This window comes from Acinetobacter sp. GW821-FHT09D10 (assembly GCF_059416285.1).
The window spans coordinates 154,292-176,481 of sequence record NZ_JBWKOW010000002.1 but is presented as its reverse complement, the minus strand read 5'-3'; the positions used below and the strand labels follow the sequence as shown (position 1 = coordinate 176,481).

General features: G+C 40.1%; 19 protein-coding genes. 9 read left to right on the top strand and 10 right to left on the bottom strand.

Going from position 1 to position 22,190, the window contains the following annotated elements; genetic code table 11:
* The first annotated feature begins 16 nt into the window (after positions 1-16).
* Positions 17-3,514, top strand: coding sequence for a hybrid sensor histidine kinase/response regulator (locus AC07M3_RS07465; protein ID WP_494567048.1), 3,498 nt, complete (start codon positions 17-19; stop codon positions 3,512-3,514).
* Positions 3,515-3,902: 388 nt separating this feature from the next.
* Complete coding sequence (locus AC07M3_RS07460; RefSeq protein ID WP_199989279.1) at positions 3,903-4,670, top strand: hypothetical protein; 768 nt, start codon at positions 3,903-3,905, stop codon at positions 4,668-4,670.
* Between the two features lie 46 nt (positions 4,671-4,716).
* On the opposite strand, the gene AC07M3_RS07455 is transcribed toward AC07M3_RS07460, so the two are convergent.
* Positions 4,717-5,367, bottom strand: a complete 651-nt coding sequence (locus tag AC07M3_RS07455; RefSeq protein ID WP_003654038.1) for a response regulator — start codon at positions 5,365-5,367, stop codon at positions 4,717-4,719.
* 376 nt (positions 5,368-5,743) lie between these two features.
* Here AC07M3_RS07455 and msuE point away from each other — a divergent pair, with 376 nt between their 5' ends.
* Together msuE and sfnG are read left to right on the top strand one after the other, a co-directional pair.
* Positions 5,744-6,481, top strand: coding sequence for an FMN reductase (gene msuE, locus AC07M3_RS07450; RefSeq protein ID WP_004639934.1), 738 nt, complete (start codon positions 5,744-5,746; stop codon positions 6,479-6,481).
* Between the two features lie 45 nt (positions 6,482-6,526).
* On the top strand, positions 6,527-7,639 hold the full coding sequence (sfnG, locus tag AC07M3_RS07445) for a dimethylsulfone monooxygenase SfnG (protein ID WP_494567049.1): 1,113 nt from the start codon (positions 6,527-6,529) through the stop codon (positions 7,637-7,639).
* A gap of 93 nt (positions 7,640-7,732) precedes the next feature.
* Here the strand turns inward: sfnG and AC07M3_RS07440 are convergent, their stop codons facing one another.
* The gene (locus tag AC07M3_RS07440) at positions 7,733-8,146 is read right to left on the bottom strand and encodes an Lrp/AsnC family transcriptional regulator (RefSeq protein WP_307012438.1); all 414 of its coding nucleotides are present in this window, start codon (positions 8,144-8,146) and stop codon (positions 7,733-7,735) included.
* Positions 8,147-8,251: 105 nt separating this feature from the next.
* Between AC07M3_RS07440 and AC07M3_RS07435 the strand changes: the two genes are divergently transcribed.
* Entirely contained in the window at positions 8,252-8,794 is a 543-nt protein-coding gene (locus AC07M3_RS07435; RefSeq protein WP_307012440.1) for a cysteine hydrolase family protein, read from the top strand.
* 40 nt (positions 8,795-8,834) lie between these two features.
* On the opposite strand, the gene acs is transcribed toward AC07M3_RS07435, so the two are convergent.
* Positions 8,835-10,784 (bottom strand): acetate--CoA ligase, encoded by a 1,950-nt coding sequence (gene acs / locus AC07M3_RS07430; RefSeq protein ID WP_092708425.1) that lies wholly within the window; start codon positions 10,782-10,784, stop codon positions 8,835-8,837.
* Between the two features lie 294 nt (positions 10,785-11,078).
* On the opposite strand from acs, the gene AC07M3_RS07425 reads away from it, so the two are divergent.
* Positions 11,079-11,654 carry a DUF805 domain-containing protein gene (locus AC07M3_RS07425; protein ID WP_199989275.1) on the top strand — a complete coding sequence of 192 codons (576 nt, stop codon included), beginning with the start codon at positions 11,079-11,081 and terminating at the stop codon, positions 11,652-11,654.
* Positions 11,655-11,766: 112 nt separating this feature from the next.
* A complete protein-coding gene (locus AC07M3_RS07420; protein ID WP_199989274.1) occupies positions 11,767-12,741 on the top strand; it encodes a mechanosensitive ion channel family protein in 975 nt (324 codons plus the stop codon).
* Here AC07M3_RS07420 and AC07M3_RS07415 read toward each other — a convergent pair.
* The 5 genes from AC07M3_RS07415 to prfB all read right to left on the bottom strand — a co-directional run bounded on the left by AC07M3_RS07415 (position 12,738) and on the right by prfB (position 17,606).
* Positions 12,738-13,448, bottom strand: coding sequence for a 16S rRNA (uracil(1498)-N(3))-methyltransferase (locus tag AC07M3_RS07415; protein ID WP_494567050.1), 711 nt, complete (start codon positions 13,446-13,448; stop codon positions 12,738-12,740). The genes AC07M3_RS07420 and AC07M3_RS07415 overlap by 4 nt on opposite strands.
* Entirely contained in the window at positions 13,445-14,737 is a 1,293-nt protein-coding gene (locus AC07M3_RS07410) for a 3-deoxy-D-manno-octulosonic acid transferase (RefSeq protein WP_494567051.1), read from the bottom strand. Before AC07M3_RS07410 ends, AC07M3_RS07415 begins: the two co-directional genes overlap by 4 nt.
* Before the next feature lie 158 nt (positions 14,738-14,895).
* Positions 14,896-15,954: an alkene reductase gene (locus AC07M3_RS07405; RefSeq protein WP_309951394.1), complete on the bottom strand. Its 1,059-nt coding sequence runs from the start codon at positions 15,952-15,954 to the stop codon at positions 14,896-14,898.
* 32 nt (positions 15,955-15,986) lie between these two features.
* Positions 15,987-16,289 carry an ArsR/SmtB family transcription factor gene (locus tag AC07M3_RS07400; protein ID WP_002121891.1) on the bottom strand — a complete coding sequence of 101 codons (303 nt, stop codon included), beginning with the start codon at positions 16,287-16,289 and terminating at the stop codon, positions 15,987-15,989.
* Between the two features lie 221 nt (positions 16,290-16,510).
* Positions 16,511-17,606, bottom strand: a protein-coding gene (gene prfB / locus AC07M3_RS07395; RefSeq protein WP_100222431.1) for a peptide chain release factor 2 whose coding sequence is annotated in 2 segments (ribosomal slippage) — positions 16,511-17,533 and positions 17,535-17,606 — 1,095 coding nt in all. Because the reading frame shifts where the segments join, the coding sequence is not laid out codon by codon here.
* Positions 17,607-17,813: 207 nt separating this feature from the next.
* On the opposite strand from prfB, the gene AC07M3_RS07390 reads away from it, so the two are divergent.
* Both AC07M3_RS07390 and AC07M3_RS07385 read left to right on the top strand, forming a co-directional pair.
* Positions 17,814-18,671: a putative porin gene (locus AC07M3_RS07390; protein WP_494567052.1), complete on the top strand. Its 858-nt coding sequence runs from the start codon at positions 17,814-17,816 to the stop codon at positions 18,669-18,671.
* A 335-nt stretch (positions 18,672-19,006) separates the two neighbouring features.
* Positions 19,007-19,774, top strand: a complete 768-nt coding sequence (locus tag AC07M3_RS07385) for a putative porin (protein WP_003654062.1) — start codon at positions 19,007-19,009, stop codon at positions 19,772-19,774.
* Positions 19,775-19,822: 48 nt separating this feature from the next.
* On the opposite strand, the gene recJ is transcribed toward AC07M3_RS07385, so the two are convergent.
* Complete coding sequence (gene recJ, locus AC07M3_RS07380; RefSeq protein WP_494567053.1) at positions 19,823-21,523, bottom strand: single-stranded-DNA-specific exonuclease RecJ; 1,701 nt, start codon at positions 21,521-21,523, stop codon at positions 19,823-19,825.
* Positions 21,524-22,180 carry a pyridoxamine 5'-phosphate oxidase gene (pdxH, locus tag AC07M3_RS07375; protein WP_494567054.1) on the bottom strand — a complete coding sequence of 219 codons (657 nt, stop codon included), beginning with the start codon at positions 22,178-22,180 and terminating at the stop codon, positions 21,524-21,526.
* Positions 22,181-22,190 lie beyond the last annotated feature (10 nt).

Below are 22,190 nucleotides of genomic sequence, written 5' to 3'. Positions count from 1 at the left end.
TAATCATGTGAGTCATATGAACAGCTGGCTGATTATTGGGGTACTCACCCTTTATATAGCACTCTTATTTATTTGTGCTTTTTTTGGTGAAAAGCATGCCAGCCGTCTGAGTACACGTGGCCGCATGTTCTTGTTCAGCTTAACCCTAGGCGTTTACTGCTCATCATGGACATTTTACGGCGCGACTGGAGCCGCTGTTCGCGAAGGCGTGATTTTCTTACCGATTTACTTAGGTCCACTCTTATTTGTCTGGTTCGGCTATGACATTTGGCGACGTTTAGGTCGAGTACGCCAACACCATGCTATTTCATCAATTGCCGACTTTATTGCTGCACGTTACGGAAAAAGCGGTGTCTTGGCATCACTGGTTACCATTTTGGCCGTAATCGCGATTATTCCCTATCTGGCCTTACAGCTACGTGCGATTGCTTTAAGTACGTCTGTCATTATGGAACAGAATGCTCATATCCATACAACCACCAATAGTGTTTTGCTTTTAACCAGTGTACTGGCTATTTTGGCCATGATTTTTGGTACAAGACAAATCGCCAATACCGAGCAACATGGCGGCCTCATGCTCGCCGTCGCATTTGAATCCTTTGTAAAATTATTCGCACTCATTTGCGTCGCTTTATTTTTTATTTTTGAAACACCAGCGAACCTAGTCCAAGTTACAGCCGATGTGAACCAAACTTTTCAGGAAGTTCAGTTATTTGGAGTACCTGAAACATTCTGGATTCAGACCTTATTGGCAGGCTTAGCAATTATCTGCCTGCCACGTCAGTTTCATGTAGCAGTGGTCGAGCTGCGTGACGAAAAGCATATTCGCGGTGCGCGTAAATGGTTTGCGGTTTATCTCATTTTAACAATTTTAGCCATTATTCCGATCGCAAGCTGGGCGTTGCATGCTGCACCAAAGTTCTTGACTGTACCCGATGTTGCCGTGTTGTCATTACCCCTTAGCTATAACCAAGAAGGGCTGGCTTTACTGGCTTTTTTAGGTGGGTTCTCTGCATCAACAGGCATGTTACTGGTTTCATCAGTTGCCCTGTCTATCATGCTGAGTAATGACTTAATTATGCCTGCGCTCTGGCGTTTTAAAGTGCTCTCGCGCCATGATAAGCATCTCCCTAAAGTTCTTAAGTTTAGTCGCCGCATTAGTATTGTTGCAGTGATGCTACTTGGTTTTTTATTCTTCCATTTCTTTAATGATATTAACCAGCTTTCAGTATTTGGCTTATTGGCTTTTAGTGCTGTCGCTCAATTTGCCCCTGCTCTTATTGGGGGTTTGTACTGGCGTGGTGGAAGTCGTCAGGGCGTATATGCGGGACTCATCATTGGATTTTTAATGTGGAGTTATACTTTACTATTTCCAACGATCTTACGTAGTTTGCCTGAAGCCTATCAGGAAGCGGCTCAGAGTATTTTGCTTTTTGGCCCTTTTGGAATCAATGCGCTACGTCCTGAATCATTATTTGGTTTTGAATCATTTGCACCACTTACACATGGTGTAATTTGGTCGCTTGGTTTAAATATTGTTTTATATATCTGGATTTCTAAACTCTACCGCCCAAGTGTGGCAGAGCAAATTCAGGCTGAAAGTTTCTTCTATTATGAAACAAAACCATTGCCATCACCGCACACTTCTACCGATTTAACCTATTTACCGCATGATGCAGCACGTTTAAAAGTAGGTGATCTCTTTGCACTTGCCAAAAGAATTACTGGTGAGCAACCAACAACACAAGCCTTTGAAAATTTCTGTGAACAAAATCATTTAATACTTAATGAAAATAGTATTGCGAATGGTATGTGGTGGCGGTTTACCGAGCAATATCTAGCCGGCATTATTGGGGCAGCCTCTGCACGTACTTTGCTCACTACAGCAATGATTAATAATGGTCTGGCTTTAGGCCAAGTTGCTAATATTCTGGACCAAGCCTCACAGTGGCAACGTTTTAACCAAAACCTGCTCATGACCATGATTGACCACATGACCCAAGGGGTAAGTGTGGTTGATAAAAATATGTGTCTGGTCGCTTGGAACAACCAATATTTAAAACTGTTTGGTTACCCCAAAGACTTGGTGTACGTCGGCTGTCCAATTGCAGACTTAATTCGTTATAACGCTGAACGCGGTGAATGTGGCCCTGGTTCAGTCGAAGAGCATGTACGCAAACGTTTGCACTGGATGAAAGTTGGAAGTGCTCATGAATTTGAACGAATCCGTAAAGATGGTCGGGTAATTCAAATGCGCGGTAATCCTATTTCAGGTGGAGGCTTTGTGACAACATTCGCCGACATTACTCCTTTCCGTACAAATGAGGCAATACTCGAAGCCCGTGTAAAAAACAGAACCCAGCAGCTTGCCGATGCATTAACCGAACAGCAACTTGCACGTGAACAAGCCGATATGGCAAATATGTCAAAAAGCCGCTTTATCGCTGCGGCAAGCCATGACTTATTACAGCCAATGCATGCCGCTCGCCTGTTTAGCACCGTTCTTGAACAGAGCATCGCAACCGAAGAAGACCGTCAGACTTTGCAGCAACTTGATCGTGCTCTATATGGTGCAGAAAGCATGCTCTCTGCCCTACTCGATATTGCCCGTTTAGAAGGTGGCAGCATACAGCCAAAAAGACAACCTTATCCACTACATGATTTACTCAGCGATCTTGAACTACAGTTTAAATCGATTGCTGCTCAGCGAAATATTTCACTCAAAGTTCATGATGTATCTTTTTGGATTGATACAGATCCACAGTGGATTCGACGTATTATTCAGAACTTTGTCAGCAATGCTTTACGCTATACGGCAAAAGGCCGAGTAGTTGTGGGTGTTCTACGCTCGGCGCAAAAGTCGGATCATATTCGTATCGGCGTGTGGGATACAGGTCCAGGAATTGCCGAAGAACAGAGAATTAAACTGTTTCAAGAATTTGAACGCTGTGGGCATTTATCACCTTGGGGTGAACAAGGTCTAGGCTTAGGGCTTGCTATTGTGCAGCGTATGACAGGTTTGTTGAATTATCCTGTTCATGTCTACTCAGAGCTCAATAAAGGCTCATGCTTTATGATTGAAGTTCCAGTCGTAGAGCCGCCAAAAGTGATTACCCCAACCGTGCAGACAGTACCTTTAAAAACTAAGGCCTACCGCATTTTATGTCTGGACAACGATGAAACTATTTTAGAAGGTATGAGTAGTTTACTAGGTAAATGGGGCTATCAGGTCTTTAAAGCCACCGAGCCAGAACAGGCGCTTGAGATTATTCAAAAGGAAAATATTCAAGTCTGGCTCATTGACCAACACTTGAATCACAACCAACTCGGCGTCGATTTTATTATGCAAAATCGACAGGACGATATTCCAGTTGCTTTAATTACCGCTGACTCTCATCCAGAGTTACCTCAGCAGCTTAAAGAGTTGAATATTGTTTTACTTAAGAAGCCGCTTAAACCAGCTTCATTAAGAGCTTGGTTATCTGGGCTTAAAATTGCCAGCACAGCAGACTAATGATTTGTCTCTCCCAAGCATTTTAGGGGTTTGGGAGAAATTGTTGGCAAAAATTAATGGCTGAATTTAAGCCAATAGGCAGAACTGCTCAAAAAGTCTACTTTTACCCAAGAAATAATTGACCAAACTTTCCAATGCCCCTTTTCCTATGGCAAAGCGCACCTTTTTTGTAAGTGAACACGTGTACACCTAGTTACAATTTAATAAGCTTATATTTTTTAAAAGAAAATAAAACATAAAACCCCATATAAAACTTTAGTCGTATATCACTTGCATTCTTCATGTTCCATAAATAATCGATGTGCATTTTATATGCTTCAAAATTTCGAAACCCATTTCTAATTTATAAAACATCCATACCAACTTATTAATGCAAAGGACAATTGCCATGAATACTTTTGATACCTCCCCACAAGGGCAACTCTCATCTCAACAGTTTTATCGTCAATACAGTGCCAATGCTTTACTTCCGGAATTAGATTGGCAAAGCATTTTTCCCAATAGCAAACTCAATGAAGCACATATCAAAGCATTAAATACCATTTATCAGTGTGCCGTTCCGCTCGCGCTCAATATTTTTCATGATTTGAATTTTGATGTATTTGCTCCAGCTGCTTACCATCCACAAGGTTTGGGTCTATTTGATAAATTAGGTCAACAAGAAGAAAACTTCTTACAAGTCCTCACTACGGAAAGTGAAAATCTAGATCACGATACCCGTCATCAAATCTGGAGCATGCTGCTTCGCGGTGGCGCTGTGCTTGTTTTCAAAGCTTGGCTTGGTCATGTCAAACTTGGAGAAAATCAGTTAGACATGACTCAGTTTGATGAGCTCTCTGACTTACTCTTTATTAAGACTCATCCAGATCAACTTGCTGAACGTCTGCATGTTGATGAAAAAGCAAAACTCGACCATATCTTCTTAATGTATGGCAACGATATTTTTCTAGATCGATTCAATAGTCTTGAAACAGCTGCACTATTTGTGGATTTAGGTGTTTATGATGCTGCTTTCTTAAGCTTGCGTGATGACCGTGTCGCGGAATATTTAAAAATGAAACGCTATGTGACGCAAGAACAGATCGATGATTTGCAATCTGCACTCAACCCATTGTATTGCGACAGCCTAACCCCAAAACAGGATTGCCTTGCTTAATTCACACATATAAAAAAGACCTCAATCGAGGTCTTTTTTTTAATTTTTAGATTTTTCTATCTTCAATATTTAATGCACTAATTGCCAGTACCGCCTGTGTCCGGTTTTGTACACCTAGTTTTCTAAAGATGGCTGTCACATGGGCTTTAATCGTTGCTTCTGAAACATCGAGTTCGTAGGCAATCTGTTTATTTAATAAGCCTTCTGCAACCATCATCAAAACACGGAACTGCTGTGGTGTTAATGACTGAATACGTTCTGCCAATGCAGTTTCATCTGCCGCTCTCGGGTCAAGATTAAGGTTAGATGGCAAGTTAGGTGGTAACCAGATATCACCTTCTAAGACCTGACGAATCGCTTCACCAATATGACTTGGATGCGCAGATTTAGGAATATAACCCATCGCACCATGTGCAATCGCACGCTGAATGATTGAAGTTTCTTCATGTGCAGAAACCACAATAATTGGAATAGCTGGATACTGTGCTCGCACATAAACCAAAGCAGAAAAGCCTGAAGCACCAGGTAAATTTAAATCGAGCAATACCAGATCAGGTTCTGCCCCATTTTCCAAACGCTCATAAAACTCATCAACCGAAGCTGTTTCATGAATTTGTGCCTGTGGCAGGCTATAACGTACTGCTTGAATTAAAGCATGACGAAACAAAGGATGATCATCAACGATTAAAATGTTCATAAGCGATTAAAGTAATCTTGAGCATAATTATGGCCTATTGTAACCCTACTATTTAGATGAAAGATACGTTCATCTTATCCATTTTTATGCAAAATGTTGATAAATGCAGAACTTAGCTAAAATTTTCAAATGTTTTTTAACTTTTAATCAAAATTAATCTGTTTTTTATATAAGCTTCCTTTTTATTATAAAAAATATATCACCAATAATTATATAAAATAAAAACAACTACTTAATAAAAATATAAAGTATAAAAATCCACTATTTATCTTTTATATTTAAAACAGATAAGGTTGACCAATTTCGTTATTTTACAGTTTACCGTCGTTGTTGATTAATAGGTCCAATTACCTTTTTTAGGCTTAGGAACCAAATTATGACTGGTATCACATCACCAAAACCTTTGAATATTGTTGCTGTTTCTGGTGGCTTAAATACCCCATCTAAAACGGAAAGTCTGGTTCAAGCCATTCTTGATGAATTATCTGAAGCAATCGATATTAAAGTTCATTTCATTAAATTAAGCGAAATTGGGCCTTTATTAGGCGGCGCATTTTATCGCAACCAACTTCCACAGCGTGTACAAGATGACCTTGCAGCGGTTGAAGCAGCAGATGCTTTAATTGTAGGTACACCTGTTTACCGTGCTTCTTTCACAGGTCTGTTTAAACATTTCTTCGATTTTGTTGAACAAACTGCCTTGGTCGATGTGCCTGTACTTTTAGCAGCATCAGGCGGTAGCGATCGTCATGCGCTTGTACTTGAGCATCAGCTACGTCCATTGTTTAGTTTCTTCCAAGCACAAACTTTACCAATTGGCGTATATGCAACAGATCGCGACTTTACCCCTGAATATACAGTGAAAAGTGAGCAATTAGCAGATCGTATTACACTAGCAGTAGCTCGCGCATTACCAATTTTAGAATGGGCACCAGCCAAAGGTAAGCGTGCTGAAGTGATCAAATCTAAATCTCAGCAAGCGAACCAAGAGCTTGGGATTAATAAACAGATTGAGCAAGAAGAAGTCTTACCTTCAGCAGCTGTCCCAGATCTTGATGCGGCAGAGTCTCGCTTGCATCACAAGTCTGGCAAATCATTAACGCATGTTGCCTAACTGCAGCATGCTTGAATAAAAATAACGAATTTGGGAGAGCGCACCATGACGCAATTACAACAACCGATTAAATTTGCTTATTGGGTACCAAATGTAAGCGGTGGCCTTGTAGTAAGTAACATCGAGCAGCGTACAGACTGGAGTTATGACTACAATGTTCGACTTGCACAGGCTGCCGAAAAAAATGGTTTTGAATATGCGCTCACCCAAATTCGTTTTACGGCGGGCTATGGGGCAGAAAATCAGCATGAGTCAGTGAGTTTCAGTCATGCATTATTAGCAAAAACTGAAAAACTTAAGGTCATTGCTGCTATTCTGCCCGGCCCATGGAAACCGGCACTCGCAGCTAAGCAACTTGCAACAATTGATTATTTAACCGAAGGCCGTATTGCCATTAATGTGGTGAGTGGCTGGTTTAGAGGGGAATTCGATGCGATTGGTGAAGAATGGCCAGAGCATGACCAGCGCTACGTCCGCTCTGAAGAATTCATTCGCACTCTAAAAGGAATCTGGACCACCGATAACTATAGTTTCGATGGTAAATACTACCAATTCCAAAACTACACTCTTAAACCGAAACCTCTGCAAAAACCTTATATCGAAGTGTTTCAGGGTGGTAGCTCACGTGCTGCACGTGACATGGCTTCTCGTGTATCTGATTGGTATTTCACCAATGGTAATACGGTAGAAGAGATTCAAAAACAAGTCGAAGACATTCGCACTAAAGCGAAAGCCAATAACCATCATGTCAAAATTGGGGTGAATGCCTTCATTATTGCCAGAGATACCGAAAAAGAAGCAAAAGCAGTACTTCAAGAAATTATTGATAAAGCCAATACGGAAGCCGTAAATGCGTTTGGCGATGCAACACGTGAAGCAGGTGCAGCCTCACCAGAGCAACAAGGTAACTGGGCGAAATCAAGTTTTGAAGATCTAGTGCAATATAACGATGGTTTTAAAACCAATTTAATTGGTACACCCCAGCAAATTGCAGAGCGTATTGTGGCGCTTAAAGAGGTTGGTGTTGATTTGATTCTTTCTGGATTCTTACATTTCATTGAAGAAGTAGAATATTTTGGGGGAAAAGTTCTACCGCTCGTGCGTCAATTAGAACTTCAACAAGAAAAGGAGATAGAAATTCAAGCGAAATCAGCCTAAAAAACTTCAGTTAAAGCAGCGCAAGACAATAAAAACAATAAATTAAAAATAAAGACTTATTGGCTCCAAGACTCGGCTTGGAGCTTTTATTTTTTAAGATTTCTCAATTTCCCTTACAACTGTTTCAACCGAATAACGACACCATTTTGAAAGTTTTTCAATAAATTCATTTAATTCTGAAAATTCGAAATGGCTAACGATCATATAACATGCATTTCCCATGACTTTAAAGCATTCATCTATTTGTTCATATTGCTTGACTAAATTTTCAATTTCTTCAAATGAGCGTTGTTCATTTAAATGCAAATGAATAAATTGTTTATGGCTGTATTGAACAGCAATGGTGTAATTCTTGATAACCCCTGCATCCATCAACTGAGCTATGCGCGCCCCTACAGCCTGCCCTGTCCGGTGAACACGCTGCCCAATCTCTTTATTTGTTAAACGGGAATCTTGCTTGAGTAATGCAATAATTTTTAGATCAATCGGGTCTAATTCAATATTCATTTTTCATGGCGAAAGAAAACTGGCGGTAATGCTTTCATCTGACTATAGCTGATTTTGCGGGCAGAGAATAACCTTGTTTTATCTCATATCAACAAGAGTAATCTCATGAAACAAGCACTATTAATTATCGATGTACAAAATGATTATTTTAAAAATGGCAAAATGGAATTGGTTGGGCCAGATCAAGCACTAGAAAAAATAAAACAGCTCGAACAATATTTCAGTGAGAAAAACCTTCCAATTATTTATGTACAACACATTAATCCATCACAGGCCAGCTTCTTTCAAGAAAATACCGACGGTGTTTTGCTTCACCCTGAACTCAACGCTCAAAACGATGCATTAATTGTGATAAAGCATTATCCAAACAGTTTTTTAGAAACCAATTTAGATGAACTTTTAAAAGCACATCAAATTGAGCAACTCGTGATCACAGGCATGATGACGCATATTTGTATCGATTCAGGAACTCGTGCTGCAAAAGAACTTGGCTATCAACCAATCCTAATTGGAGATGCCACTGCAACTTGTGATCTCAGCTATGACGGAAAAACGGTAAAAGCTGAAGATGTACAAACTGCCTTTTTAGCTGCGCTTAGCATGTTTGCCCCTGTACACAGTACTTCTGATTTCTTGGCAAATTCTTAATACGTTTCAATAAAAAAGCCCCATGTGGGGCTTTTTTAAATTAGTTTTGCTTGTCTGGATAAACCGTTGCAATAAGTTGATCAACCACTGCTGGTTCAGCTAGGGTTGAAGTATCGCCCAAACTATCAAGCTCGTTTGCTGCGATTTTTCTTAAAATACGGCGCATGATTTTACCAGAACGGGTTTTAGGTAATGCTGGTGCCCAGTGTAGTGCATCAGGAGATGCAACTGGTCCAAGTACTTTACGTACCCAGTTAATTAATTCTTTACGCAGCTCTTCCGACTCTGGAACACCCGCTTGTAAGGTCACAAAAGTACAAATACCCTGCCCTTTAATATCATGTGGCATTCCCACCACCGCAGCTTCGGCTACTGATTCATGCGACACCAAAGCACTTTCAATTTCCGCAGTACCTAGACGGTGACCTGAAACGTTTAAGACGTCATCAACTCGACCTGTGATCCAGTAATAGCCATCTTCATCACGGCGAGCACCATCACCTGTAAAGTAGTTATTTTTAAAGGTCGAGAAATAAGCCTCGATGAAGCGATCTGGATCACCCCAAATGGTACGCATTTGGCCTGGCCATGAATCTTTAATGACTAGATTGCCTTCTGCTACACCTTCTAGCTCATTACCTTCACCATCTACAATGGCGGGTTGAATACCAAATAACGGACGTGTTGCGGAACCCGGTTTTAAAGCTGTTGCTCCCGGCAATGGCGCAATTAAAATACCGCCAGTTTCGGTTTGCCACCATGTATCAACAATTGGGCAACGGCCTTCACCAACTACATTGTAGTACCAGTTCCAAGCCTCAGGGTTAATAGGTTCACCAACCGAACCGAGTAAACGCAAGCTACTACGATTACTTTCGCGCACATAAGTGTCGCCCTCACGCATCATGGCGCGAATTGCGGTAGGAGCCGTATATAAAATAGAAACTTTGTGCTTATCGACCACATGACCAAGACGTGCCCACGTTGGATATTGAGGCACACCTTCAAACATTAAGGTTGTGGTGCCATTTGCAAGTGGTCCATAAACGAGATAACTATGGCCTGTAATCCAGCCGACATCAGCCGTACACCAGTACACGTCATCTTGTTTCAAATCAAATACTTCTTTAAAAGTACTTGTAACATAGACCAAATAACCGCCTGTGGTATGCAAGACCCCTTTAGGTTTACCTGTCGAGCCTGAAGTATAAAGAATAAATAATGGGTCTTCTGCCTTCATAGGCTCTGGAGGACAGTTTGCATCAACCTCCATAATAATAAGGTGATACCACAAATCACGACCCGGCTTCATTTCAATCGGGTTCGCATTACGGTAAACCACAACTACATTTTCAACACACTCTGTACCCGGCAACTCTAGGGCCAAATCGACATTTTCTTTGAGTGGTAATAACTTACCAGCACGTAGACTTGAGTCTGCTGTAATCACAAGTTTAGCTTGGCTATCTTCAATACGGCTTGCTAAAGAGTCTGGTGAGAAACCACCAAATACTACACAGTGAACCGCACCAATACGAGCACACGCTAACATGGCAATTGCAGCTTCAGTGACCATTGGCATATAGAGCACAACGCGGTCACCTTTACCAATGCCATATTTCTTTAAAACGTTAGCAAAGCGGCAGACTTCATCGTGTAATTCTTTATAAGAAACAATTTTATGGCGAGAAGGATGATCACCTTCCCAAATAATTGCAGGTTTATGAGGATGTTCTTTAAGATGCCTGTCTAGGCAGTTTGCTGACACATTCAACTCACCATCAGCAAACCATTCAATTTTGAAATTGTCTTTGTCAAAACTCGTATTTTTAACTTGGGTAAATGGCTTTATCCAATCGACAATTTTAGCTTGCTCTGCCCAGAACTCATCTGGCTTTTCGATAGAGTGTTGATAACGTTTAAAGTAGTCTGCTTCAACAGTACGAGCTGTTTTTTTAAATTCCTCTGGTACTGGATAGATCTCATTCATACGCAACTTCCTTGATCTTGTGCATCCCATCTCGAGACTGTGGCTATTATTTTACTGGATCTTATTTGCATGCCTTTGCAGTATGATGACTCTTTCAAAGTCCAAACAATGCGACTTTGGTCATATATTAACCACTTACTCAAGCATACGAAATTGTGAACATTTTTATAAAATTAAGTTGATTTAAAACATTTGTCTATAGCTTTTACTTTTATAATTTTTTCAAGATTTGATGGTTTTGATCATCAACAAAGATTATTTTGTCTCTCATATCGAGCACAGGAATAAAATAATATGTTTGCCCAAACAACCTCTTCACGCCCACCACAGCTCCCGTTTAAAGATAGTCCTTTTTCGATTCATGGGCGCTTTAATCGTATGAGCTATTTAGGTGGATATGGACTAATTTATTTAGTCACCCTCGTGGGTTATCTCATTTTGGCCTCATTTCTTGGAAGTTTTCAGCTTTCAAGCAATCTATTTAATTTTGAATTTTATAGCTCTCTTTCTGGAGTCAGCGCCTTAGTGGTCTGGGCTTTTTCGCTGTTTTTAATTTATTTAAATATTGTTCTCGTTGTTCGACGTTTGCATGATTTAAATAAGAGCGGCTGGATGGGGTTACTGTTGCTCATTCCGGTTGTTCAATTCTTTTTTATGATTTACTTACTGCTTGCCTCAGGTACAGCAGGTACCAATCAATATGGTCCCGTTCGGCCTTCAACATTTATAGAAAAACTCATGGCTTGGCTTATTTTAGTGGCTATTTTAATTAGCCTGATTTCCACAGCAGGAATTTTTTATTATTTCTCAGGGACCGATACCCTAGAAACGCCGACACAAATCTTACAAAAAGGAACGGAATACTTTTAATTAAAAAACACTTTATTATTCAGATGAACTCATTATAGTAGGCGCACATTTTATCTCCTACTATGATGAAAGCTGAAAATCGCTTTCATAAATTTTTTAATTGAGACTTGTCGTGGCTGATGAACAAAAATCCTTAACAGATGTCGCAAAAAATACAGGCGAACTTTTGCAAGAGGCGGGTACTAAAACCACTCAAACGGTTTTAGCCCATACTGAAAAGTATCATGATGCCTACACCACAATCGATAAAATTGTGGATAGCTTCTGGGAACGTGTGCCTTATATTTGTATTGCGATTCTCGTCTTTATTATTTTTTGGCTTCTCACCAAATTATTTAAGTTCTTTGTTCGTAAAACATTAGAAAACCGCTCTTACACTCGTCAAAACCTCGTTTTGGTCTTAAACCGTGTAGGCAGTACAGCGATTTTATTCTTTGGTTTCTTAATTGCTTTAGTTATCTCGATTCCTGGGTTTACACCGGGCCAATTAATGAGTGCACTTGGAATCGGTTCTGTCGCAATTGGTTTTGCATTTAAAGATATTTTCCAGAACTTACTCTCTGGTATTTTAATTTTACTCAGCGAACCTTTCCGTATTGGCGATGACATTATTGTCAACAACATGGAAGGAACCGTAGAAGATATTCAAATCCGTGCGACCTTTTTACGTTCACCCGATGGCCGTCGTATTGTTATTCCTAACGCGACTGTTTACACCAGTGCAGTAACTGTAAATACTGCCTATCAACGTCGCCGCTGTGAATTTGTAGTCGGAATTGGCTATGAAGACGATGTCCAAAAGGCAAAAGCTGTCATTCTTAAACTACTCGACAACAGCCGTAATGTGCTTAGCCAACCTGCATTTTCGGTCAACGTAACGGCTCTTGCAGATTTCTCGGTCAATCTAACCGTTCGTTGGTGGGTAGACACAACGGAAACAACCACCTCTGCCTCGATTAGTGAAATTCAGGAAATGGTTGTAGATGCGTTTGATGAAAACAACATCTCAATTCCATATCCGGTACAAGAAGTAAAAGTATATCGTGGTGATCAACCAACTGAAGAAACTGTTAAGCCAAATGCTTAAGCTGCAAATAAGCGTCCTAAAATATAAGAAATAGACGTTTCTGTTCTTAAAATACGGTTGCCTAAGCTCACTGCTTGGCAGCCGTTTTTTGTGAGCAAATCAACCTCGTAAGGGATAAAACCACCTTCGGGTCCGACCACAATGCTACAGGCGTGATCAATATTAATTGGCATACTTTGCCCTGCATATGGATGGGCCACATAGGCAGGGCACTCTTCTGAAATAAATGTAGGTAAGACATCTTCAACAAAAGGCTTAAAGCGTTTATACATTTGAATTTCAGGAACAATCGTGTCCCCTGCTTGCTCAAGTCCCAAAGTAACGTAGTTGTCGATCTGCTGTAAAAAGGGAGTCTGCCAGTAACTTTTATCGACCCGATAACTATGAATCAGACTAATTTTTTGTACACCCAAGGTGACACTATCCATCATTAAACGGCGTAAAACTTTAGGTCTGGGTAATGCCACAATTAAATGAACCGGAATTTTTGCAGGTACAGCTTCTTCACTGATAGGCCGAAGACAGACTTCTTGCTCGTTAATCGAAACAATTTCCGTGATATAACGTGCGCCGTTACGGATACCAATTTTTAGATTTTGACCAACCGTAATATCAAGATGTTCACGTAAATGCTGTAATTGGCGCTTTGAGTGAATTGACCACATGTCTGACTGAGCATCTTTTGGTTCTAGTAAAACGATATTCATGGTTTATCGGCCAAATACCGGTTAATTACTCCAATATGTTTTTGCAATGAGCCTTGATTACGTTGTAAGACTTTATGCGCTTGCTCTACCACTTGTTGGGTCTGATCAGGTTCGGCTAAACAAGCCATCCAGATTGCCACAACCTGTTCTGCATTTTGAGCAATCAATACACCATTTTCATCAATAAACTCATCAACAATGGTTTGGAAGTTAAAATAACGAGGTCCAATCACTGTTGGAACATTTAAAACCATAGGCTCTAAAATATTGTGCCCGCCACCCGGCTCATTTAAAGAACCACCCACAAAACACACTTGACTTAAGGCGTACCATAACCAAAGTTCACCCATGCTATCGGCTAGATAAACCTGTGTACTGGTATGAATACTTTGGTTCAAACTTCTACGATGAGTAATTAAATCTAAGTTTTGGCAAATTTCAAATACTTCATCGAAACGTTCAGGATGTCGAGGTACAACAATACAAACTAAATCTGGATCTGACTTTAAATAAGGCTGAAGTGCCTGCAAAATTTGTTGTTCTTCGGGTGCATGTGTACTGGCAATTGTCAGAACTTTCCGTTGCCCCAAATACCATAACTGGTGTAGCTTTGCAGCCTGATTTACAAATGCTTCAGGGGCGTGAATATCAAATTTAATATTTCCAACCACCTGACTTTTTTGTTGATCTAAGCCAAGTTCTACATAACGTTGTCGAGTCGCATTATCTTGTGCCAACACCCAGTCAATTTTTTTCAGCATTCCTGCCGTTAGACCTGCAACTCGCCCATAACCTTTAGCTGATTTTTCTGATAAACGTGCATTTAATAATAAACATGGAACATGCTGCTGTTTGGCCTGATCAATTAAATTTGGCCAAAGTTCTGTTTCAACCAATGCTAAAAGTTTTGGGTGATACAACTCAAAAAATTGTTTTAAAAGATGCTTCTGATCAACAGGCAAATAAACTGCTTGAAACAAGTCTAAATAAGGAGCTTTTAAAAATAATGATTTGGCACGTGCCTGCCCCGTTTTAGTCGTATTGGTCACTAAAACAGGTTGTCCAAGTTTAAGATAATGCTCGATTAAAGGCTGCGCGGCGTTAGTTTCTCCAACCGAGACAGCATGGAACCAGATTGCTCTCACATTCTTCGGAGATTCAAACGGCCCAAATCTTTCAAGACATTCCTGATTATATAATTCCTGGCTTTCTGCACGTTTTTTTATCCGCCAGCGGTAAAAGGGTTTTAATAAATGAAGTGCGGTGTTGTACCAAAAAGGGGTCGCCAAGCGGTTTGCCTCAAATAGTCAAAATTTAAAAACTGGGGAAAATATAACATAGATAGAAAAAATGGCAGAGTTTCGATACCTAAACTCTACCATTACAAGAAAAGCGATTTACTGAGCTCATAAATGAACTAGGTCAGCAAACAGTCATTTCAAAAAATTTACGAAGCTTCTAGCGTTGGATAGTCTGTATAACCTTCAGCGCCTTTAGCATATAAAGTCGTTGGTTGAAGTTCATTTAAAGGCAAGTCCTGCTCTAAACGCTGTAAAAGATCTGGGTTGGCAATATATGCTTTACCAAAAGATACTGCGTCAGCTTCACCATCACGCAAAATACGTTTTGCAGACTCTGGTGTTAGATTTTCATTAGCAATCCATACACCGTTAAATTTTTCACGAAGTTGTGGACTAATACTATCGGCAGCTTCATATTCACGAGAGAAAATGAAAGCAACATTACGTTGGTTCAACTGCTCAACGACATAACCAAATGTCGCTAACGGATTTTCATCGCCAATATCATGCGAATCACCACGCGGTGCAATATGAACACCAACTCGGCCAGCGCCCCACACTTCAATAAACGCGTCAATCACTTCTAATAATAAACGTGCGCGGTTTTCAACTGGACCACCATACTCATCATTACGTTGGTTGGTGTTACTTTGAAGGAACTGGTCAATTAAATAACCATTTGCCGCGTGTAACTCAACACCATCAAAACCAGCTGCTTTAGCCAATTCTGCTGAATGTTTATATTGAGCTACAACTTCTTTAATTTCTTCAATTGAAAGCGCGCGTGGCGTTACATATGGACGTTTAGGGCGTAATAAACTCACTTCACCCGCAGGTTGAATCGCACTTGGTGCAACAGGAATATCGCCATCTAAAAGCTCAGGATGCGAAATACGCCCCACATGCCATAGTTGAGCTACAATTTTTGAACCTTGAGCATGAACTGCCTCAATAATTTTATTCCAAGCCTGTGCCTGCTCTTGTGACCATAATCCTGGAGTTTCTGCATAACCCACAGTTTTTGAACCAATCACTGTTGCTTCAGTCAAAATAAGACCAGCATTTGCACGCTGTTGATAATATTCAACCATTAAATCATTCGGTACTCGGCTTTCACCACTACGCGCACGTGTTAATGGAGCCATTACCAATCGATTTTTAATTTCAAAATCACCAACCGTTAAAGGAGTATTGAGTTCAGCCATAGTCGCCTCGACTTACACTTTAATTTAAAGAGTTAAAGTGTTTGTTTTAAATGTTCGATATATTGCTGAATCAAAGCTTCGTTACGTGAAAAATAAGACCATTGACCATATTTTTGGACCTGAATTAGGCCCGCCTGTTGTAAAACAGACAAATGATTCGACATTGTAGACTGCGCTACTTTGCCCAATCGTTCAATATGACCTGCACAAACACCCTTCTCAAAACTACCACCGCACTCTTCCACCGGTAAATAATGCGCAGGTTCTTTCAACCATTGCAAAATTTGCCGACGTAGCGGATTGGAAAGGGCTTTGCTAATTGCATCAATATCCATAGGCTCAACACGTCTTTTAAACGAACAAAGCTTTATTCAGCATTTCGAAAACATCATATCGCATTTTTGCGATATTCATATCTATTTTTTCCGATATTCATATCGCATTTTTTCGATTAACATTTGAAGGCTGAACTGCTTTGCCGTTTTAATCGCTAAAAATCCAAGAGTTCTACATATTCATAGATGAACTGTATTTAAACTAAAAGTTCAGCAGACTCTTATAAACCTTGTTTTAAGCTCGCCTCAATAAAGCGATCAAGGTCACCATCAAGAACAGCACCCGTATTAGAGTTTTCAACACCCGTACGTAAGTCTTTAATACGCGAATCATCTAATACATACGAACGAATCTGGCTTCCCCAACCAATATCAGACTTTGAGTCTTCTAAGGCTTGAGCCGCTTCATTACGTTTTTGCATTTCCAACTCATACAGTTTCGCACGTAACTGTTTCCATGCATGGTCACGGTTAGCATGTTGTGAACGTTGGTTCTGACACGCCACCACAATACCTGTTGGAGTGTGAGTCAAACGAACTGCCGAATCGGTTTTGTTAATATGCTGACCACCAGCACCCGATGCACGGTAAGTATCTGTACGAACATCAGAAGGATTAATATCAATTTCAATATTGTCATCAACTTCTGGTGAAATAAACACCGCAGAGAATGAGGTATGACGACGGTTACCACTGTCAAATGGGGATTTACGAACTAAACGGTGTACACCTGATTCAGTGCGTAACCAGCCATAGGCATATTCACCTTCAACACGAATCGTTGCAGACTTAATGCCTGCTACATCGCCATCAGATACTTCCATGAGTTCAGCTTTGAAGCCATGACGTTCGATCCAGCGCATATACATACGTAATAGCATAGATGCCCAGTCTTGCGCTTCAGTACCACCCGAACCTGATTGAATCTCAACATAGCAAGGATTCGGGTCCATCGGGTTGCTAAACATACGACGGAATTCAAGTTTAGCCAGTTCATCTTCGGCAGCGCCAAGCTCAGACTGAACATCTTCAAGAAGGCTTTCATCATCGGCTTCTACGGCCAAATCTAGCATTGCTTTTGCATCTTCAAGTTGTGTTGATAAACCATCTAACACATTAATAACGTTTTCTAGTTCGCCCTTTTCTTTTGCCATTGCCTGAGCACGGCTTTGGTCATTCCAGATCGCAGGGTCTTCTAACTCACGTAAAACTTCTTCTAAACGTTCCTTTTTCAGATCGTAGTCAAAGATACCCCCGTAGTGTTTGGCTACGATCAGTTAAGTCTTTCAATTGGTTTAGATAAGGATTAATTTCCACGCGAGTGTTCCCATAAAAGCAGATAAACAGTCGATTATTTTAGCATAGCTTGTCATTCTCAAACAAAAGGACTAAAACTTATTGTTTTTTATTATTTTAATCGTGATAAATAAATATAATAATATTGATTAATATTATAAAAACATATTAAAATTAACAACTTAAAATCTTAATAACTTTATAACATTCATTACTAGAGTTTTTCTCATGAAAAAATCAAATATTTTATTAGCAATCCTCACTGCCGCATGTGCTTTCAATGCAAATGCCTACCAAACTGAAGTTGGTACAATGTACGAATTTACAGATATGGATGGGGGAGAAAATAATAGCTTCGGTATTAACGGCAAATATTATTTTAATCCAGTAGAAGCAAAAACTTTCCCTTTAGCTGAAGCTGCTTTTTTAAATAAATCTTCAAATATTGGACTAGGATATGCATATAGCAAACTAGAAGATGATGAAGATTCTGGAAAACTCGAATTTAGTTCTGTAGGCATTACAGGTGAATACTTTATTCCAAATACCCCACTCTATTTATCAGGAGCATTTAACCGTACAAAAACCGAAGTCACTGCAAATGATTTTGGTTCGGTTGATGATAGTGGTAACGGCTATGCTGTAGAGGTCGGTTTCTTACCAACCGATGGCTTATTATTGGCTGCTGGTGTAACAGATTTGTCTGAAAGTTTTGATCCAATGCAAGCAGCAAAATATGGCTTTATTACTTCGTTCTCAAATTCCGCAGCCGTAACTGGTGAAGATGATGATACAGCCGTAACTCTACGTGCGAAGTATGTAACTCAAATTTCTGGTTTTTATACTAATTTTGAAGGCCAAACTTATATTGGAGATGAAACTACTTATCGTTTAGGTGCAGATCTTTATCTTGATCCAACTTTAAGTATTGGAGCATCTTTTGCAGATTCAACAGCAGAAGATTCAGATACAATTTTTAGTCTTCGCGCACAAAAATTCTTTACACCACAAGTAGCAGTAGGCTTAACTTATACGACTGTTGAGGATGCTGATTCTTTTGGTATTAATGGAACATTCCGTTTCTAATTCATAAGAATTTATTAATTAAAGATATAAACGCTTGGATAGATTTATCTGAGCGTTCTTCAGTTCATTTTAAGTTTAACCAGTAACATCCTCATACAAAATTGGGTATTTTTACAGCATTTTTTATGATCTACACAAAATCTCCTCAATTTTAATAAAATAAAACATTCTTAATTTTTACTTAATAATCAATAACTTAAATAGATCATGTTTACAAAAAAAACACGTAGTTACAGTATGGTTACTTGAGCAAGATTGACGCATAAGCATTTTGGTCTAGACTAAAAGTTGTAACAAAACATTTATAAAATCGCTTTTTAGAGGGGAGAGATTCCATGAAAAAACTAGCAATTGCATCAGCTCTTTTATCTGCACTGGCAGTAAGTGGCGCAGCAAACGCTTACCAAGCTGAAGTTGGTGGTTCTTACAATTATCTTGATCCAGATGATGGCAGCAGTGTAAGCAAATTCGGTGTTGACGGGACTTATTACTTTAATCCTGTTCAAACTCGTAACGCTCCACTTGCTGAAGCAGCTTTCTTAAGCCGTGCAAGTAATGTTAACGCTCTTATCAACTATGGCGATAACAGCGGTACTAAAGACACTCAGTATGGCGTAGGTGTTGAATACTACGTTCCTAACTCAGATTTCTACCTTAGCGGTGATGTAGGTCGAAGTGAACGTGAAATCGACAACACCAATATTGATAGTAAAGTTACGACTTATGCTGCTGAAGTAGGTTATTTACCAGCTCCTGGTTTATTACTTGCTCTAGGTGTTAAAGGTTACGACGAAAAAGACGGTAAAGACGGCGCTGATCCAACAGTTCGTGCTAAATACGTAACTCAAGTAGGTCAACATGACGTAAACCTTGAAGCGTTTGGTGCGTTTGGTGACCTTGACGAATATAAAGTTCGTGGTGACTACTACATCGATAAAACTTTAAGTCTTGGTGTGGATTACTACAATAACGACTTAACTGATAAAGATGAATTTGGTATTAATGCTAAAAAATTCTTAAATCAACAAGTAAGTCTTGAAGGTCGTATTGGTTTCGGTGACAACGACAACACTTATGGTGTTCGTGCAGGATACCGCTTCTAATATCGCTTAAAAGCACATAAAAAAATCCGCTCTAATGAGCGGATTTTTTTATTGGTTTAAATGCACAATACGCAATTGTAAATTTACATTGCCATTAAATACATTACGATCCATTTCATATACTAAATGAACTTCATCTCGCATAGGATTAAATTCAAAACGACCAGCTGCATTAAATGCAATCGCATCAAACGTATATTGATCTAGGGCTAATCTAAGTTTTAGATGTGTTTCTTTAAGCCAGCGATAATCAACAACTTTAAAGTTCCCTTCAAACTGAGGAAAAGGGAATTTTTGCCCCCATGGTCCAAGCTGCTCTATCCAGTCCAATGTGTCTAGTTGCAAAGCAGAAGCTGGTAACTCTCCATCCGTCCATAGTGTTGCTTGGAATAGAGATTCTTCCATGGCTGCAACACAGCCAGTAAAAAGCGTTTTAAAAGCATCAAAGTTTTCTTTTCGAATCGTTAAGCCAGCCGCTGCCGCATGTCCACCAAAATGGCTCACCAGTTCTGGATGTTTTTCAGCAACTTGTTCAATTGTATCTCGAATATGCACGCCATCAATTGAACGCGCAGAGCCTTTAATATGGATACCATCTTCATCTGGTGCAAAAACAATAGTTGGGCGATGGAACTGTTCTTTTAAACGCCCTGCTACAATCCCAATCACACCTTGATGCCAACTCTCTTCAAAGAGTACAAGGGCTTGTGGAATATCTTCTTTTGAGAGTTGCAAACTATCTAAAGCAGACAAAGCTTGTTGCTTCATCTCCCCTTCTATCTGCCGCCGCTCTATATTTAATTGATTTAATTGCTGAGCAATTGGATAGGCAGCTTCCATATTCTCTGCAAGTAAACATTCAATCCCTATACGCATGCTTTCCATACGTCCAGCAGCATTAATACGGGGTCCTATAACAAATCCTAGATCTTGTGCACGTAATGAACTCGCCTCTCTACCCGCAATATCCAATAGCGCTAAAATTCCAACTCGGCATTGGTGTTGTTGGATTCGCTTTACGCCTGCATCCACCAATATACGGTTGTTATAATCTAATACAGCAACATCGGCATAAGTTCCTAAAGCCACTAAATCTAGATATTGAGTGACTTTACTTGTGCTTTTGCCTTGCTTGTTACGTAAACTTGCCAAATTTGCCAGCACATAAAATGCAACGCCAACACCGGCAAGCGCTTTACTTGGAAAATCACAACCCAACTGATTTGGGTTAACAACTGCTTGTGCTGGAGGTGTTTCTTTAGTTGTTAAATGGTGGTCGGTAATAATGACTTGCATATCCAAGGCCTGAGCAGTTTCTACACCTGCATGGCTGGAAATACCATTATCAACAGTAATTAATAGATCTGGTTGATAAGTTTGATGAGCAAGCTCTGCAATTGCAGGCGTAAGCCCATAACCGTACTTAAACCGATCGGGAACCAAATAATCGACTTGTGCCCCCATATCGCGAAGCACCAATACCATTAACGCAGTGCTGGTTGCTCCATCGGCATCATAGTCCCCGACAATAACAATCTTTTTCTGCTCATCAATGGCTTGATCCATTAATGCTACAGCGGTTTCTAGACCTTTGAGCTCTGGAGCAAGCAAATTCTTAAGCTTGAGCTCTAATTCCTGTTCAGATTGGACTCCACGTCTTGCCAAAATCTCGGCAATAAACGGCGGCACGCCCTGAAACTGTTCAGGGCGTGTCAATAAAGGTCTTTGTTTGATTTGTATTTTTGTCATTTAAGGCATCAGCCGGTGCAACATCCATTGACCGTCGATTTTTTCATAACTCAAGCGGTCATGTAAACGATTTGGTCGCCCTTGCCAGAATTCATAATAATCCGGTTGCAGACGATAGCCTCCCCAGAACTCTGGCTTATCAAGCACTTCACGACTTTCGACTTGCTGTTGTAAGTCTTGAAAGCGCTGCTGTAACAGCTCTCGGCTTTCAATTTTGCCACTTTGTGGAGTACTGATATGCGCTGCAATCTGGCTATCACGTGGGCGTTTACGATAGTAATCTGTAGATTCCTGTTCAGAAATTTTTACTACATGACCACCAACTCTCACCTGACGCTCTAGACTCGGCCAGTAAAATAATAATTCAGCATATGGGTTTTCTGCCAAATCTATACCTTTCTGACTGTCATAGTTAGTATAAAAATCATACCCAGCTTCTGTAGCACCACGCAACAAAACTGTTCGAACATGTGGTCTGCCATTAGCAGCAGCTGTTGCTAACGACATGGCATAGGGTTCATGCAAATTGGCTGCTAGAGCATGGTTAAACCAACCAAGAAACTGCTGATGAGGGTTTGATTCAACCTGCCCCTCATACAACTCGCCTTGCTGATAGCTCAAGCGTAATTCGCTTAAATCTTTAATGACATCACTCATGTCATGCACC